Here is a 16,174-nt window from a genome sequence, read left to right on the forward strand (position 1 = left end):
AGGCGAATCCCGATGACCGATGACGAGAAGCTCGTCGACTACCTCAAGTGGGTCACCGCCGACCTGCACGAGACGCGCCGCAGGCTGACCGAGCTGGAGTCGGACCGGCGCGAGCCGATCGCGATCGTCGGCATGGGCTGCCGGTTCCCCGGCGGCGTCCACGGCCCGGATGAGCTGTGGGAGCTGGTCGCGGACGAGGTCGACGCGATCACCGGCTTTCCCACCGACCGGGGCTGGGACCTGGCCGGGCTCTACGACCCCGATCCGGCGCGGGTCGGCAAGTGCTACGTGCGCGAGGGCGGATTCCTGCACGACGTCGCCGACTTCGACGCCGGGTTCTTCGGGATCAGTCCGCGCGAGGCGGTCACCATCGATCCGCAGCAACGGCTGCTGCTGGAGATCTCCTGGGAGGTCTTCGAGCGGGCGGGCATCGACCCGGCCTCGTTGCGCGGCAGCGACACCGGGGTCTTCGCCGGTGTCGTGTACCAGAACTACGGCACCAGGAACCGCGTCGCGGACGAGTTCGAAGGCTATTTGGCGGTGGGCAGTTCGGGCAGTGTCGCTTCGGGGCGGGTGGCCTACAACTTCGGGCTCGAAGGCCCGGCGGTCACCATCGACACGGCCTGTTCGTCCTCGCTGGTGGCCATGCACCTCGCCGTGCAGTCGCTGCGGCAGGGCGAGTGTTCGCTGGCGCTGGCCGGCGGGGTGACGGTGATGCCGCTGTCCGGGGTCTTCGTGGAGTTCTCGCGGCAGCGGGGGCTGGCGCCGGACGGCCGGTGCAAGTCGTTCGCGGCGGCGGCGGACGGTACGTCGTGGTCGGAAGGCGCCGGGCTCGTGCTACTGGAACGGCTCTCCGACGCGAAGCGCAACGGACACCCGGTGCTGGCCGTGGTGTGCGGCTCCGCGGTGAATCAGGACGGCGCGTCGAACGGGCTGACCGCGCCGAACGGTCCTTCGCAGCAGCGCGTCATCCGGCAGGCGCTCGCCGACGCCCGTCTGTCTACTGTGGACGTTGATGTGGTGGAGGCGCACGGGACCGGTACCCGGCTGGGGGATCCGATCGAGGCGCAGGCGCTGTTGGCGACCTACGGGCAGGGCCGTCCGGCCGATCGTCCCTTGTGGCTCGGTTCGCTGAAGTCGAACATCGGGCACACCCAGGGCGCGGCCGGGGTGGCCGGGGTGATCAAGATGGTGCAGGCGATGCGGCACGGTGCGCTGCCGAAGACCTTGCACGTGGACGAGCCGATCTCCGATGTGGACTGGACGACGGGCGCCGTGGAACTGCTCACCGGGCGAGTCCACTGGCCGCGGGGGGAGCGGCCGCGACGGGCGGCGGTGTCCGCGTTCGGCATGAGCGGTACCAACGCCCACCTCGTGCTCGGTGAAGCGCCGGTGGCGCCCGGCGCCCCGGCCGGGCCTCGGCCCGAACTAAGGGCGTTGCCGGTACTGGTCTCCGCGCACAGCGAGGCAGCACTCCGGGGCCAGGCCGCGCGGTTGGCGGACTTCGCCGCGGCCGCACCGGATTCCGGGCTCGCCGACCTCGGCTGGTCCCTGCTTTCCGGCAGGGCGACGCTCGACCACCGCGCGGTGGTGGTCGCGTCCGGCCGTACCCGGTTGCTGTCCGGGTTGCGGTCGGTGGCTTCTGGTGGGCCGGTGTCGGGTGTGGTGTCTGGTGTGTCTGATGTGGATGGTCGGGTGGTGTTCGTGTTTCCTGGGCAGGGTGCGCAGTGGGTGGGGATGGGTGCGCGGTTGCTGGATGAGGCCGGGGTGTTCGCGGAGTGGATGGAGCGGTGTGCTTCGGCGTTGGGGTCTGTTGCGGGTTTTTCGGTGTTGGATGTGGTGCGGGGTGGTGCGGGTGGGTTGCTGGATCGGGTGGATGTGGTGCAGCCGGTGTCGTTCGCGGTGATGGTGTCGTTGGCGGGGTTGTGGCGGTCTTTCGGGGTGGTGCCGGATGCGGTGGTGGGGCATTCGCAGGGTGAGATCGCGGCGGCGTGTGTCGCGGGGGCGTTGTCGTTGCAGGACGCGGCTCGGGTGGTCGCGTTGCGCAGCAAGGCGATCGCGCGCCGGCTGGTGGGTACCGGGGGCATGATGTCGGTGTCGGTTACCGCCGAGGCGGTACCGCCGCTGCTGGACGGCAGCGGGTTGTCGGTGGCCGCCGTGAACGGTCCGGACGCGGTGGTGGTGTCCGGGCCCTCCGCCGCACTCGCCGCGTTGGCGGCACGATGTGCGGACGACGGCATCAGGACCAGGACGATCCCGGTGGACTACGCCTCGCACTCGGCGGCGGTCGAGAACATTCGAGATGAGCTGCTGAAGGACCTCTCCGCGGTCCGTCCGGTCGACGGGGAGACACCGCTCTACTCCACCGTGACCGGGCGCCTGCAGGACACCCGCGAGCTGGACGCCGAGTACTGGTACCGGAACCTGCGCGAGCCGGTCCGCTTCGAGCAGACCACCGGGCTGCTGCTGGCCGAGGGGTACCGGGCCTTCGTGGAGGTGAGCCCGCACCCGGTGCTGACCACCAGTGTGCAGGAGTCCGCCGGACCGGACGCGGTGGTCACCGGCACCCTGCGGCGCGACGACGGCGGGCTGGACCGGTTCCTGCTCTCCGCCGCGGAGTTGCACACCCGCGGGGTTCCGGTGGACTGGAGCCCGGCGTACCGCGACAGCGGCGCGGTACGCGTCGCGTTGCCCACTTACGCGTTCCAGCGCGAGCGTTACTGGCTGGAGGAAGCGGACTCGCCCGGTGCCGCTTCGGGTGGTGAGATCGACCGTGAATTCTGGCGGGCCGCCGGGCGGGCCGATCTCGATGAGCTGTCCGGCACCCTTGAGCTGACCGGCGAGGACCAGCGTTCCGCACTGGCCGCCGTGTTGCCCGCGCTTTCGGCATGGCACGAACGACGCCAGCGTCAGTCTACAGTGGACTCTTGGTGCTACCGGGTGCGCTGGAAATCCGTCCCCGACGTCCGAGAGCCCAGGCTGTCCGGCACGTGGCTGTTCGTCGCACCGGCCGGTCACGAGGGCCTGGACGCGATCCGGGCCGCGATGACCGGTGCCGGTGCGGTGGTCCAGGACCTGGTCGTGCCCGCCGGGGAGACGACCAGGGCCGCGCTCGCCGAGCGGATTCGAGCGGCGGGGGAATGCGGCGGCGTCGTTTCGCTGCTGGCCTTCGACCGAACACCGCATCCGGGGCACCCGGCCCTCACCGGTGGCCAGGCCGGGCTGCTGGCACTGGTGCAGGCACTGGGGGACTGCGCGGTGAACGCGCCGCTGTGGTGCCTCACCCGCGGCGCGGTCTCGGTGTCCAGGCATGAGGACGTGGTCGATCCGGTCCAGGCTTCGTTGTGGGGGCTCGGGCGGGTCGCCGCGCTGGAACATCCCGGCCGGTGGGGCGGCTTGGCCGATCTGCCCGAGTTCTCCGCTCCGGACACCCTGCGACGCCTGGTTTCGGTACTGGCGGGGCAGTCCGGGGAGGACCAGGTGGCGATCCGGACCGCCGGGGTATTCGCCCGCAGGCTCGTGCATGCGCCGCCGTCGGCGGGTGTGAGCCGCTCGTGGATCCCGCGTGGCACGGTGCTGGTGACCGGCGGCACCGGCGGGGTGGCCGCGCACCTGGCCAGGTGGCTGGCGGCCAACGGCGCCGGGCACCTGGTGCTGACCAGCAGGCGCGGGCCCGCCGCCGACGGGATCACCGAGCTGGTGGCGGAACTGACCGGACTCGGGGCCGAGGTGACGGTGGCCGCCTGCGACCTGGCCGACCGCGACGCGGTGGCCGGACTGCTCGACGGGATTCCGCCGGAGCGCCCCCTGACCGCCGTGGTGCACGCGGCGGGAGTGACGGCGCTGGCCGCGATCGAGGACACCACCGCGGCCGAGTTCGCGACCGTACTGGGTGGCAAGGCGGACGGCGCCGCGCATCTCGACGAACTGCTCGGGGACCGGCCGTTGGACGCCTTCGTGCTGTTCTCCTCGAACGCGGCCGCCTGGGGCAGCGGTGGCCAGGGCGCGTACGCCGCGGCGAACGCGTTCCTGGACGGCCTTGCCGAGCGGCGCCACGCGCTGGGCCGCGCGGCCACCTCGATCGCCTGGGGCGCTTGGGATGGCGGTGGCATGTCCACGTTCTCCCCGGAGATCCAGGCGCAGCTCGCGCAGTCCGGGCTGGCGCTGATGCCACCCGAACTGGCGGTCTCCGCGCTGGCACGGGCCGCGGGGAGCGCCGAGCCGTCGGTGATCGTCACGGACATGCGCTGGGAGACCTTCGGGCCGCGCTTCACCGCGCTCCGCCCGAGCCCGTTGTTCGACGATCTGCCCGAGCTGCGCCGGGTGCCGGAGGACACCGGCGGGGAAGGGCACACCGGGGCGCGGGATGCGGATCTCGTGCAGCGCCTGGCCGCGCTTCCGGAGGCCGAACGGGCGCGGCTGCTGGTCGAGCTCGTCCGGGCCGAGGCCGCCGTGGTGCTGGGGCATTCGGACGCGGGCACCGTGGCGGCCGATCAGGCCTTCAAGGAAATCGGATTCGACTCGCTGACCGCGGTCGAGCTGCGCAACCGGATCACCGGGGCAACCGGGGTACGGCTCGCCCCGACGGTCGTTTTCGACCACCCCACCCCGCGGGCGGTGGCCGAGCACCTGCTGGCCGAACTGGGCGCGCTGGACGCCACACCCGCTCTGCTCGCCGGGCTGGACAGCCTGGCGGCGGCGTTGCCGGTGGCCGCCGGGGACGAGGACCTGCGCACCAGGGTGTCCGCCCGCCTGCGGGAGCTGACCGGCCGGTGGGAGTCCCTGACCGCCACTGCTGCCGCCGACGACGAACTGGATCTGGAGCACGCGAGCGACGACGAGATCTTCCGGCTCGTGGACAGCCAGTTCGGTGCCGCCGAGCACTGATCGAGCAGCACCGACCGACCAGTCCGCACGTCCGCGAGGAGCCGAGCCGCCATGCCGAACGACGAGAAGCTGCGTGAGTACCTCAAACGTGTGCTCGCGGAGGGCCAGCGCACCCGGAAACGCCTGCGCGATCTCGAAGACGCCCGGCGGGAGCCGATCGCGATCGTGGCCATGGGCTGCCGCCTCCCGGGCGGGGTGAGCTCGCCCGACGAACTGTGGGAGCTGGTTTCCGGTGAGGTGGACGCCATCTCGGCGTTCCCCGCGGACCGCGGGTGGGATCTGGACAACCTGTTCGACGCGGACCCGGACCGCGCGGGCAGGTCCTACGTGCGCGAGGGCGGTTTTCTGCACGATATGGCGGATTTCGACGCGGGGTTCTTCGGGATCAGCCCGCGGGAGGCGCTGGCGATGGATCCCCAGCAGCGGGTGCTCCTGGAAGTGGCCTGGGAGACGTTCGAACGGGCAGGCATCGACCCGACCTCGCTCAAGGGCACCGGCACCGGGGTCTTCACCGGCATGGTCTACTACGATTTCGCGACCCGGCTGCACCCGGTGCCCGACGAGATCGAGGGCTACCTCGGCACGGGTATCGCGGCCAGTGTGGTGTCCGGCAGGGTGGCCTACACGCTCGGGCTGGAGGGCCCCGCGGTCACGATCGACACGGGCTGCTCCTCGTCATTGGTGACGATGCACCTGGCGGCGCAGTCCCTGCGGCAGGGTGAATGCTCGCTGGCGCTGGCCGGTGGAGTGACCGTGATGTCGCTGCCGGGCGCCTTTCCCGAGTTCTCGCGGCAGCGGGGGCTGGCGCCGGACGGCCGGTGCAAGTCGTTCGCGGCGGCGGCGGACGGGACGGCCTGGTCCGAGGGAGCGGGTCTGGTACTGCTGGAACGGCTTTCCGACGCGAAGCGCAACGGGCACCGGGTGCTGGCCGTGATCCGGGGCTCCGCGGTGAATCAGGACGGCGCGTCGAACGGGCTGACCGCGCCGAACGGTCCTTCGCAGCAGCGGGTCATCCGCCAGGCGCTGTCGAGTGCGGGTCTGTCTCCTCTGGACGTTGACGCGGTGGAGGCGCACGGGACCGGTACCCGGCTGGGCGATCCGATCGAGGCGCAGGCGTTGCTGGCCGCTTACGGGCAGGGCCGTCCGGCGGATCGCCCGCTGTGGCTCGGTTCGCTGAAGTCGAACGTGGGCCACACCCAGGGCGCGGCCGGGGTGGCCGGGGTGATCAAGATGGTGCAGGCGATGCGGCACGGTGTGTTGCCGAAGACCCTGCACGTGGACGCGCCGACGTCCCAGGTCGACTGGACGGCCGGTTCGGTGGAGCTGCTGACCGAGCGGCGCGACTGGCCGGTCGCGGATCGCCCGAGGCGCGCTGGGGTGTCCGCCTTCGGAGTGAGCGGCACCAACGCGCACGTCATTCTCGAACACGTGCCGGAACCCGCGTCGCCGCCACGGGTGGTGGCCACCGGACCGGTGCCGCTGCTCGTCTCGGGGCACTGCGACGCCGCGCTACGGGCGCAGGCGGCGGGTCTTGCCGAATTCGTGGCGCACTCACCCGAGGCGGGGGTGGACGAGGTCGGCCACGCGCTGCTGACCGGCAGGGCGATGCTGGGCCACCGGGCCGTCGTGCTGTCGGATGCCCTGTCCGGGTTGCGGTCGGTGGCTTCTGGCGGGCCGGTGGCGGGTGTGGTGTCTGGTGTGTCTGATGTGGATGGTCGGGTGGTGTTCGTGTTTCCTGGGCAGGGTGCGCAGTGGGTGGGGATGGGTGCGCGGTTGCTGGATGAGGCCGGGGTGTTCGCGGAGTGGATGGAGCGGTGTGCTTCGGCGTTGGGGTCTGTTGCGGGTTTTTCGGTGTTGGATGTGGTGCGGGGTGGTGCGGGTGGGTTGCTGGATCGGGTGGATGTGGTGCAGCCGGTGTCGTTCGCGGTGATGGTGTCGTTGGCGGGGTTGTGGCGGTCTTTCGGGGTGGTGCCGGATGCGGTGGTGGGGCATTCGCAGGGTGAGATCGCGGCGGCGTGTGTCGCGGGGGCGTTGTCGTTGCAGGACGCGGCTCGGGTGGTCGCGTTGCGCGGCAAGGCGATCGCGCGCCGCCTGAGGGGCGGCGGCGGGATGATGTCCGTTCCGCTGCCGGTGACGGACGTGGAGCCGTTGGCGGCCGGGGCCGGGTTGTCGGTCGCGGCGGTGAACGGGCCGTCCTCGGTCGTGGTGTCCGGTGATGCCGGCGCGCTGGACGATCTCTTCGGGAAGCTGGTCGCCGATGGCGTCCGTGCCAGGAGGATCGCGGTGGACTACGCCTCGCACTCGGTGCGGGTGGAAGCCTTGCGGGGTGAGCTGCTGACCGAACTGGCCGAGCTCCGGCCGGGTCCGGTGGAGGTGCCTTTCCTGTCCACGGTGACGGGGGAATGGCTGACGGGCAGGGAGATCGGCGCGGAGTACTGGTACCGCAACCTGCGGCACCGGGTGCGCTTCGAACCGGCGATTCGCACCCTGCTGGCCGAGGGGTACCGCGGGTTCGTGGAGGTGAGTTCCCATCCGGTGCTGACCACGGCGGTCCAGGACGCGGTCGAGGCCACCGGCGACCGGGCAGTGGTCGCCGGCAGCCTCCGGCGCGACGACGGCGGGCTCGACCGGTTCCTGTCGTCCGCGGCCGAACTGCACGTGCGTGGGGTACCGGTGGACTGGCGGCCCGCGTTCGCCCCCGGTCCCCGGCCGCCGGTCGAGTTACCCACCTATCCGTTCCAGCGGCGGCGGTTCTGGCCGGATGTCCGCGAGCGCGGGGCGGAGTCGCCGGCCGGGCTGACCGCGACCGGGCACCCGCTGCTGGGGGCGGCGTTGGGGCTGGCCGATGCCGGGGAAGTGGTGTTCACCGGCAGCGTCTCACCGCGCACGCACTCCTGGCTGGCCGATCACGCGGTGTCGGGCGCGGTGGTCTTTCCCGGTACCGGCTGGGTGGAGCTGGCGATCCGGGCCGGTGACGAGGTCGGCTGCCCGGTACTGGACGAGCTGGTCATCGAAACCCCGCTGCCGGTGCCCGGCCCGGCCGCGATCCAGCTCCAGGCGCGGGTCGGCGGTGCCGATGGCACCGGGCGCCGACCGGTGAGCCTCTACGCACGGCCTGGCGAAGACCTGGCTTGGACCAGGCACGCCACCGGCTTCCTGAGCGTCACCGCGGGCCGGGTGACCGCGGACTTCTGCCGCGAATGGCCGCCACCGGGCGCGCGGCCGGTCGATCTCGGAGACTTCTACCAGCGGCAGGAGGACGCCGGATACGAGTACGGTCCTGCCTTCCGCGGCCTGCGCCGGAGCTGGACCCGCGACGGCGAGATCTTCGCCGAGGTGAGCCTGCCCGGCGCACCCGAGCAGGCCGCCGGGTACGGCATCCACCCCGCGCTGTTCGACGCGGCACTGCACGCCGGTGCGCTCGCGGACGACGGCAGCCGGCCCGACGGCGCGGTGCTGCTGCCCTTCACCTGGAACGGTGTCGTGCTGCACGCCTCCGGTGCGGTGGCGCTGCGGGTGCGCGCGGCGTTCGACCGGCCGGGAGCCCTGTCGCTGACCATGGCCGACGAATCCGGGCAGCTGGTGGCTTCGCTGGCCGGACTGGTGTTCCGGCCGCTGCCGGTCGGCCGGCTCCGCACGGGGGAGGATCAGGCACCGCGTTCGCTGTTCGAAGTCGCCTGGACGGAGACGAACTCGCCGCCGCCGGACGACCGCACCGAGATGTCCACAGTGGACACAGCGGCAGGGGTTCGAGCGCTGGCCGGAACGGATCCCGTGCCCGGCGCACTGCTGGTGGAGGTTCCGCGCGAAGGGGACGCGTTCGGTTCGGTGTCCCGGGTACTCGGGTTGGTGCAGGCTTTTCTCGACGAGCCGGAACTGGCCTCTTCCCGGCTGGTCGTGCTGACGCGGGCCGCGATGGGGCCGGACGCGGCCGATGCGGCGGGCGCCGCGGTGTGGGGGCTGGTGCGATCGGCGCAGTCCGAGGAACCGGGCCGTTTCCTGCTGGCCGATGTCGACGATGCCGAAGAGTCACGGGCGGCGCTGCCCGCGGTCGCGGCAGGGGACGAGCCGCAGGTGGTCATCCGCGGCGGGGTGGTGTCGGTGCCCCGCCTGCACCGGGTGACCGGGGCACCGGAGACGGCGGGGGCCGAACTCGACCCCGAAGGCACCGTGCTGATCACCGGCGGTACCGGGGTGCTTGGCGGCGTCGTCGCACGGCACCTCGTCTTCGCGCACGGCGTGCGCAGGCTGATATTGCTGAGCCGGAGCGGCCCGGCCGCCGACGGCGCGGGCGAACTGGTGGCCGAGCTGACCGCGGCGGGTGCCTCGGTCGAGGTGGTGGCCTGTGCGGTGGAGGACCGGACCGCGCTCGCCGAAGTGCTGGCCGGTGTTCCGGCAGCGCACCCGCTGACCGGCGTGGTCCACCTCGCGGGCGTGCTCGACGACGGCGTGGTCCCGGCGCTCACCCCGGAACGCCTGCGAACCGTGTTCGGCCCGAAGGCGGACGGCGCGGCGCACCTGCACGAGCTGACCGGCGAGCTGGCGATGTTCGTGCTGTTCTCGTCCGCGGCAGGGGTGCTGGGCAGCCCAGGGCAGGGCAACTACGCGGCGGCGAACGCCTTCCTCGACGGTCTCGCCCGCGTGCGCCGCGCGCGCGGGCAGGTCGCGACCGCGCTGGCTTGGGGACTCTGGGCCCCGGCCAGCGGGCTCACCGGGCGGCTGACCGAGATCGACCGGAGCCGGATGACCGGGTCGGGAGTGCGGCCACTGTCCACAGAGGACGGCATGGCGCTGTTCGACACCGCGCTCCGGCTCGGCGGCCCGGCTCTCGTGCTCGCCCACCTCGACACCTCGGCCCCGCTGGCCGGGGGTGCGGTGCATCCGCTCCTGCGCGGCCTGGTGCCCTCCGCCCGCCCGGTCGCCAAGGCGGGGGACGGGTCCTTCCGGCAGCGGCTGGCGGAGCTGCCCGAGGACGAGCGGAACCAGGCACTGCTGGAGTTCGTGCGCACCGAAGCCTCCGTCGTACTGGGCTATCCGGCCGGTCAGGCGATCCCGCCCGACCTCGCCTTCAAGGAGGTCGGCTTCGACTCGCTCACCGCGGTCGAACTGCGGAACCGCCTCACCGCGGGCGCCGGTGTCCGGCTCCCGGCCACCCTGGTCTTCGACCACCCGACCCCGGCGGCACTCGCCGCGCACCTGGGCGCCGAACTGTCCGGGGACCGGCCCGCGCCGGTGGCGGCCGCCGCGCGCGCGGTCTCCGGCGAGCCGATCGCGATCGTGGCGATGGGCTGCCGGCTGCCGGGCGACGTGCGCGGTCCGGACGACCTGTGGCGGCTGGTACTGGACGGCACGGACGCGATCTCGGCGTTCCCCGGCGACCGGGGCTGGGACCTGGCGGAGCTGTTCGACGCCGATCCCGACGCGGCGGGGAAGTGCTATGCCCGCGAGGGCGGTTTCCTTTGCGACGCCACCACTTTCGACGCCGGCTTCTTCGGGATCAGCCCACGGGAGGCACTGGCGATGGACCCGCAGCAGCGGCTGCTGCTGGAGACGTCGTGGGAGGTGTTCGAGCGAGCGGGTATCGACCCGATCTCGTTGCGCGGCAGCGACACCGGGGTGTTCAGCGGTGTGATGTACCAGGACTACCTGACCCGCGCCAGGGTCACGCCCGCGGAGGTCGAAGGCTATCTCGGCACCGGCAACTCCGGCAGCGTCGTGTCGGGCCGGGTGGCTTACACCTTCGGCCTGGAAGGGCCCGCGATCACCGTGGACACGGCCTGCTCGTCGTCACTGGTGGCGATACACCTCGCGGTGCGGGCCCTGCGGCAGGGCGAGTGCTCGATGGCACTGGCCGGCGGGGTGACCGTGATGTGCACGCCCGGCCTGTTCGTCGACTTCAGCCGTCAGCGCGGCCTCGCCCCGGACGGGCGGTGCAAGGCCTTCGCCGATGCCGCGGACGGCACGGGCTTCAGCGAGGGTGCCGGGCTTGTCCTGCTGGAACGGCTTTCGGACGCGCGGCGCCGCGGGCATCGGGTGCTGGCCGTGGTGCGGGGTTCCGCGGTGAACTCCGACGGTGCGTCGAACGGGCTGACCGCGCCGAACGGCCCGTCCCAGCAACGGGTGATCCGCCAGGCGCTGGCGGACGCGGGCCTTGAACCGTCCGAAGTGGACGCGGTCGAAGCGCACGGCACCGGCACCAGGCTCGGTGACCCGATCGAGGCGCAGGCCCTGCTCGCGACGTACGGCCGGGACCGGACCGCGGACAGCCCGTTGTGGCTTGGCTCGGTGAAGTCGAACATCGGGCACACCCAAGGCGCCGCCGGGGTGATCGGCGTGCTCAAGATGGTGCAGGCGATGCGGCACGGCGTGCTGCCGAAGACCCTGCACGTCGACGCGCCGACGTCCGAAGTGGACTGGACGGGCGGTGCGGTCGAACTGCTCACCGAGCAGCGGGACTGGCCGGCGTCCCGGCGGCCGCGCCGGGCGGCGGTGTCCTCGTTCGGGGTGAGCGGAACGAACGCGCACCTCGTGCTGGAAGAGCCACCGGGAGAACCGGAGCCGCCGGAGCCGGAAACCGTGGCGGGACTCGTTCCACTGGTGCTGTCCGCGCACGGGGCGGCGGGACTGCGGGCGCACGCCGCGCGGCTCGCCGGCTTCGTTGCGCGGCAACCGGAAATCGAGCCCGCCGAGCTCGGCCGCGCGCTGGTGACCACCCGCGCGTCGCTCAGGCACCGGGTCGTGCTGCTGGCGGAAGGCCGGGACGAACTGCTGGCCGGGCTGGCCGCGGCAGGACGTGGCGAACCGGCCGGCCCGATATCGGCCGAGGGCCCGGTCGAGGGCGCGCTGGCGTTCCTGTGCACCGGGCAGGGCAGCCAGCGGGCGGGCATGGGCCGTCAGCTCTACGAACGGTTCCCGGCCTTCCGGGACTCCTTCGACCAGGCTTGCGAGCGGCTCGACCTGGCACTGGCCGGGCACGTGCGCCACACGGTCCGCGAGGTGGTTTTCGCCGAGCCCGGTACGGCCGGGTCCGCGCTGCTGGCCGAGACGGTGTACGCGCAGGCAGGTCTGTTCGCGCTGGAGACCGCGCTGTTCGAGCTGTTCGGCGAGCACGGCGTGCGGCCCGGTTTCGTCGCCGGGCACTCGATCGGCGAGCTCGTCGCGGCTCACGTGGCGGGGGTCCTTTCGCTGGCGGACGCGAGCGCGCTGGTGGCGGCCCGCGGCAGGTTGATGCAGGGGCTGCCCTCCGGCGGGGTGATGGTGGCGGTGCAGGCCGCCGAGGACGAGGTACTCGCGGCACTCGCCGGGCGGGAGGACGAGCTGTCGGTGGCCGCGGTGAACGGCCCGGCTTCGGTGGTGCTCTCCGGTGCGGAGCACGCGGTGCGCGAGATCGCCGGGGAGTTCGGCGCACGAGGGCGCAAGACCAAGCGGCTGACCGCGGACCGGGCCTTCCACTCGCCGTTGATCGACGGCATGGCCGACGAGTTCCGGGCCGTCGCCGAAACCCTGACCTACCGGCCACCGCGGATCCCGGTGGTCTCGACGGTGACCGGCGAACCGATCCCGGCCGAGCGGCTGTGCACGCCGGGTTACTGGACCGAGCAGGTCCGCCGCACGGTGCGGTTCGAGGACGCGGTGCACGCCCTGCGCGAGCAGGGGGTGACGACCTTCGCGGAGCTGGGACCGGACGGGGTGCTCACCGCGATGGTCGGCGAGCTGCCCGGCCCGCCCTGCTGCGTGCCAGCCCTGCGGGCCGGGCGCGACGAGGTCCCGGCGATGCTGACGGCACTGGCCGAACTGCACGTCCGCGGGGTGGCGGTGGACTGGCGGCCGCTGTTCCCCGGCACCGGGCGGCGGGTGGACCTGCCGACCTATCCGTTCCAGCGGGAACGCTACTGGCTCGAGACAGTGGACCCGCTGGGCGATGTGACCTCGGCCGGGCTCACCGCGACCGGGCACCCGTTGCTCGGCGCCGCGGTGCGGCTGCCGGACACGGACGGGATCGTGCTGAGCGGCCGCTGGTCGCCTTCGGTGCAGTCCGCCTCGGCCGGTCACGGATTGGTGGGCGACAAGGTGTTCCCGGCAGCCGCGGTACTGGAACTGATCATCCGCGCCGGCGACGAAGCGGGCTGTGCGGCCGTCGCGGAACTGGACATGACGGCCCCGCTCGTACTCCCGGGGGATCGTGCTCTGCAGGTCAGGGTCACGGTGTCCGGGCCAGACCCCGACGGCTGCCGCGAAGTCGTGGTGCATTCCGGTGCCGGGGCCGAGGGCTGGACCCGCCACGCCAAGGGCCGGTTGACGGCCGTGGTCCCGGAACCGCGGTACCGGCAAGAGGAATGGCCACCACCGGGCGCGGCCGGGACGGAGGCCGAAGGCTGGTACGCCGAACTCGCGGCGGCTGGTCTGGACCACTCGCCCGGACAACGGGGAGTCCGGCACCTGTGGCGACGTGGCGAGGAGCTCTTCGGCGAAATCGCGTTGCCCGATGACCGGGTGGCCGAGGCCGCCGGTTACGGCCTGCACCCCTTGCTGCTCGGCGCCCTGTCCGCGTTCGCGCCTGCCGTGCTGGCGACGCGAATCGACCGGCCGCTGGTGCTCACCCGCTGCACGGGCGTGACGCTGCACGCCTCGGGCGCGGTCGCGCTGCGCGTCCGGGGCACCCGCATCGGACCGGGCGCGGTGTCCCTCCAAGTCGCGGACCCGATGGGCAAGCCGGTGCTGTCCATCGGGTCCGCGGAACTCGAACCCGGTTCTCGCGGACGGCCCGCCGGGACGGTGCCCGGTCTGTTCGAACTGGACTGGCGGGAGGTCCCGGTGCCTCGGGCGCCCGCGTCGCAGGAGTGGACGGTGCTGGGCGGGCGCCTACCGGAGCTGCCCGGCGTGCTGGTGCACCCCGGCGGTGATGCGGCCGGCGCCACCTCCTCGATCGTGCTGGCCGATACCGGGGACGCGGCGCCGTTGCCCGGGATTCTCGCGCTGGTACAGGATTTCCTCGCCGATCCGCGCCTGGAGTCCGCGCGGCTGCTCGTTCTGACGCACGGCGCGGCGGGGCCGGGCGCCGATGACCCCGCCGGTGCCGCGGTGTGGGGGCTGGTCCGGTCCGCCCAGTCGGAGGAGCCGGGGCGGATCCTGCTGGCCGATGTGGACGGTGCGGCGGAGTCGCTGGCCGCGCTGGCGGCCGTGGCGGCCTGGACCGAGCCGCAGGTCGCGATCCGAGGCGGACGGGTCACCGTGCCGCGGCTGCGCCAGGCGGTGCCCGCTCGCGTCGAAGCCACGACCGGCGTTCTCGACCCGGAGGGCACGGTGCTGGTCACCGGCGGCACGGGCGCGCTCGGCCGCGTGGTGGCGCGGCACCTGGCCACCGCGCACCGGGTGCGGCACCTCCTGCTGGTGAGCAGGCGCGGCCAGGCGGCGGCGACCGGCCTCGTCGCAGAACTGGCCGGGCTGGGTGCGTCGGCCGAGGTGGTTGCCGCCGACGTGGGCGACCGGGAGGACCTCGCCCGGGTGCTCGCGCGCATCCCCGGTGACCATCCGCTGACCGGGGTGGTGCACACCGCCGGGGTACTGGATGACGGGGTGTTCCCCGCGTTGACCCCCGCCCGCCTGGACACGGTTTTCGCGCCGAAGGCGGGCGGGGCGGTCAACCTGGACGAGCTGACCCGCGAGCTGAACCCCGCCCTGTTCGTGCTGTACTCCTCCGCCGCCGGAATCCTCGGCTCGCCGGGGCAGGGCAATTACGCGGCGGCCAACGCCTTTCTGGACGGGTTGGCGCGCCGCAGGCGGAATGCCGGGCTGCCCGCGGTGTCGCTCGCGTGGGGCCCGTGGACCGACGGCATGACGGCGGGCGGTGACGGGCGGCAGCGGCCCGGCCTGCGGGCGATCACACCGGACGAGGGCATGGCGCTGTTCGATGCCGCGCTGCGCACCGGCAATCCGGTTCTGGTGCCCGTGCCGCTCGACGGCACCGCGCACGTGACCGAGGGCGCCGGGGTTCCACCGGTGCTGCGCGACGTGGTCCGGCAGGCCCGTCCGGCCGCGAGCACGGGTACCGCGGCGCGGCCGCTGCCCGAACGGCTGGCGGCGCTTCCCGCCACGGCACGGGAGGACCTGGTGCTGGACCTCGTGCGGGCCGCCACGGCCGCGGTGCTGGGACATCCCGGCTCGGACCGGGTCGATCCGGACGAGGCGTTCTGGGACATCGGGTTCAGCTCGCTGACCGCGGTCGAGTTCCGCAACCGGCTGACCGAGGTCACCGGCGTGCGCCTGACCGCCGCGGTGGTCTACGACCAGCCGACCCCGCGCGTGCTCGCCGCGCACCTGCTGGCCGAGCTGTGCCCGGTGGTGGCGCCGGAACCCGGTTTCGTGCTGGCGGAACTCGACCGGCTGGCCGCGTCGATGTCCACAGTGGACATGGATGAGGACGCGAGGGTGCGCATCGCCGCCCGGTTGAAGACCATGACCGCCGATTTCGCCTGAGCCTCGGGGAAAGGGGCATCGGATGTTCGACACCGCCGTGTACCTGCGACGTCTCGGCTGCGCGGGCCCGCCGGCGCCCGGCCTGGACACCCTCGTCCGGCTGCACCGCAACCACCTGCTGCGGATCCCCTACGACAACAGCAGATTCCCCGAGCACGGGGGAGCGCTGCCGGACAACCTGGCGGACCTCGACCAGGACGCGACGTTCGACAAGATCGTGGTCAGGGGGATCGGCGGGATCTGCTTCGAGCTCAGCCTGCTGTTCCAGCGCCTGCTGGACGAGCTGGGTTTCGAGACGATGGCCGTGTCGGCCGGAGTGTGCCAGGACCGGGGCCAGTTCAGCCCGGAACTGTCGCACAAGTTCGTGGTGGTTCGCCTCGACGGCCGCCACTGGCTGGCCGACGTCGGCTTCTCCGGGCCGTCCTATCTCGAACCGCTGTGCCTGTCACCGGAGGAACAGCCCCAGTACGGCTGTGTGTTCAAAGTGGACAGTCAGGACGGGCGGCACACCGTGCTGCGCCGGAGCCGGACGACCGGCTGGCGGCCGGTCTACCGATTCGCGCTGGTGGCGAGGAAACCGGCCGAGTGGGACGGTTTCACCGAGGCGTTCGAGCAGTACCTCGACGAATCCGTGCTGGCCAGCACCACCATGCTCTGCCGTGCCGTCGGCAACGGTCATCACATGCTGGTCGGCAAACGCTACCTGGTCGTCGAGGACGGCCACGAGAAGCTCAGCGCGCTGACCGACCCGGCCGAGTACGAACGGGTCGCGCGCCACATCCGGCGACCGCCGGACGGGGAGTAGCCGCGC

Annotated in this window: 1 protein-coding gene and 2 pseudogenes; all 3 read left to right on the plus strand. The window is 72.8% G+C overall.

What is annotated here, in order from left to right; all coding sequences use genetic code 11:
* Positions 1–12 precede the first annotated feature (12 nt).
* Positions 13–4,887, plus strand: a pseudogene (locus ABD256_RS15935) (type I polyketide synthase); the annotation flags it as partial.
* Between the two features lie 51 nt (positions 4,888–4,938).
* Positions 4,939–15,363 (plus strand): annotated as a pseudogene (locus tag ABD256_RS15940) (SDR family NAD(P)-dependent oxidoreductase); the annotation flags it as partial.
* Between the two features lie 22 nt (positions 15,364–15,385).
* The gene (locus tag ABD256_RS15945) at positions 15,386–16,168 is read left to right on the plus strand and encodes an arylamine N-acetyltransferase family protein (protein WP_344418408.1); all 783 of its coding nucleotides are present in this window, start codon (positions 15,386–15,388) and stop codon (positions 16,166–16,168) included.
* Positions 16,169–16,174 lie beyond the last annotated feature (6 nt).

Source organism: Amycolatopsis minnesotensis (genome assembly GCF_039529815.1).
Classification (GTDB): domain Bacteria; phylum Actinomycetota; class Actinomycetes; order Mycobacteriales; family Pseudonocardiaceae; genus Amycolatopsis; species Amycolatopsis minnesotensis.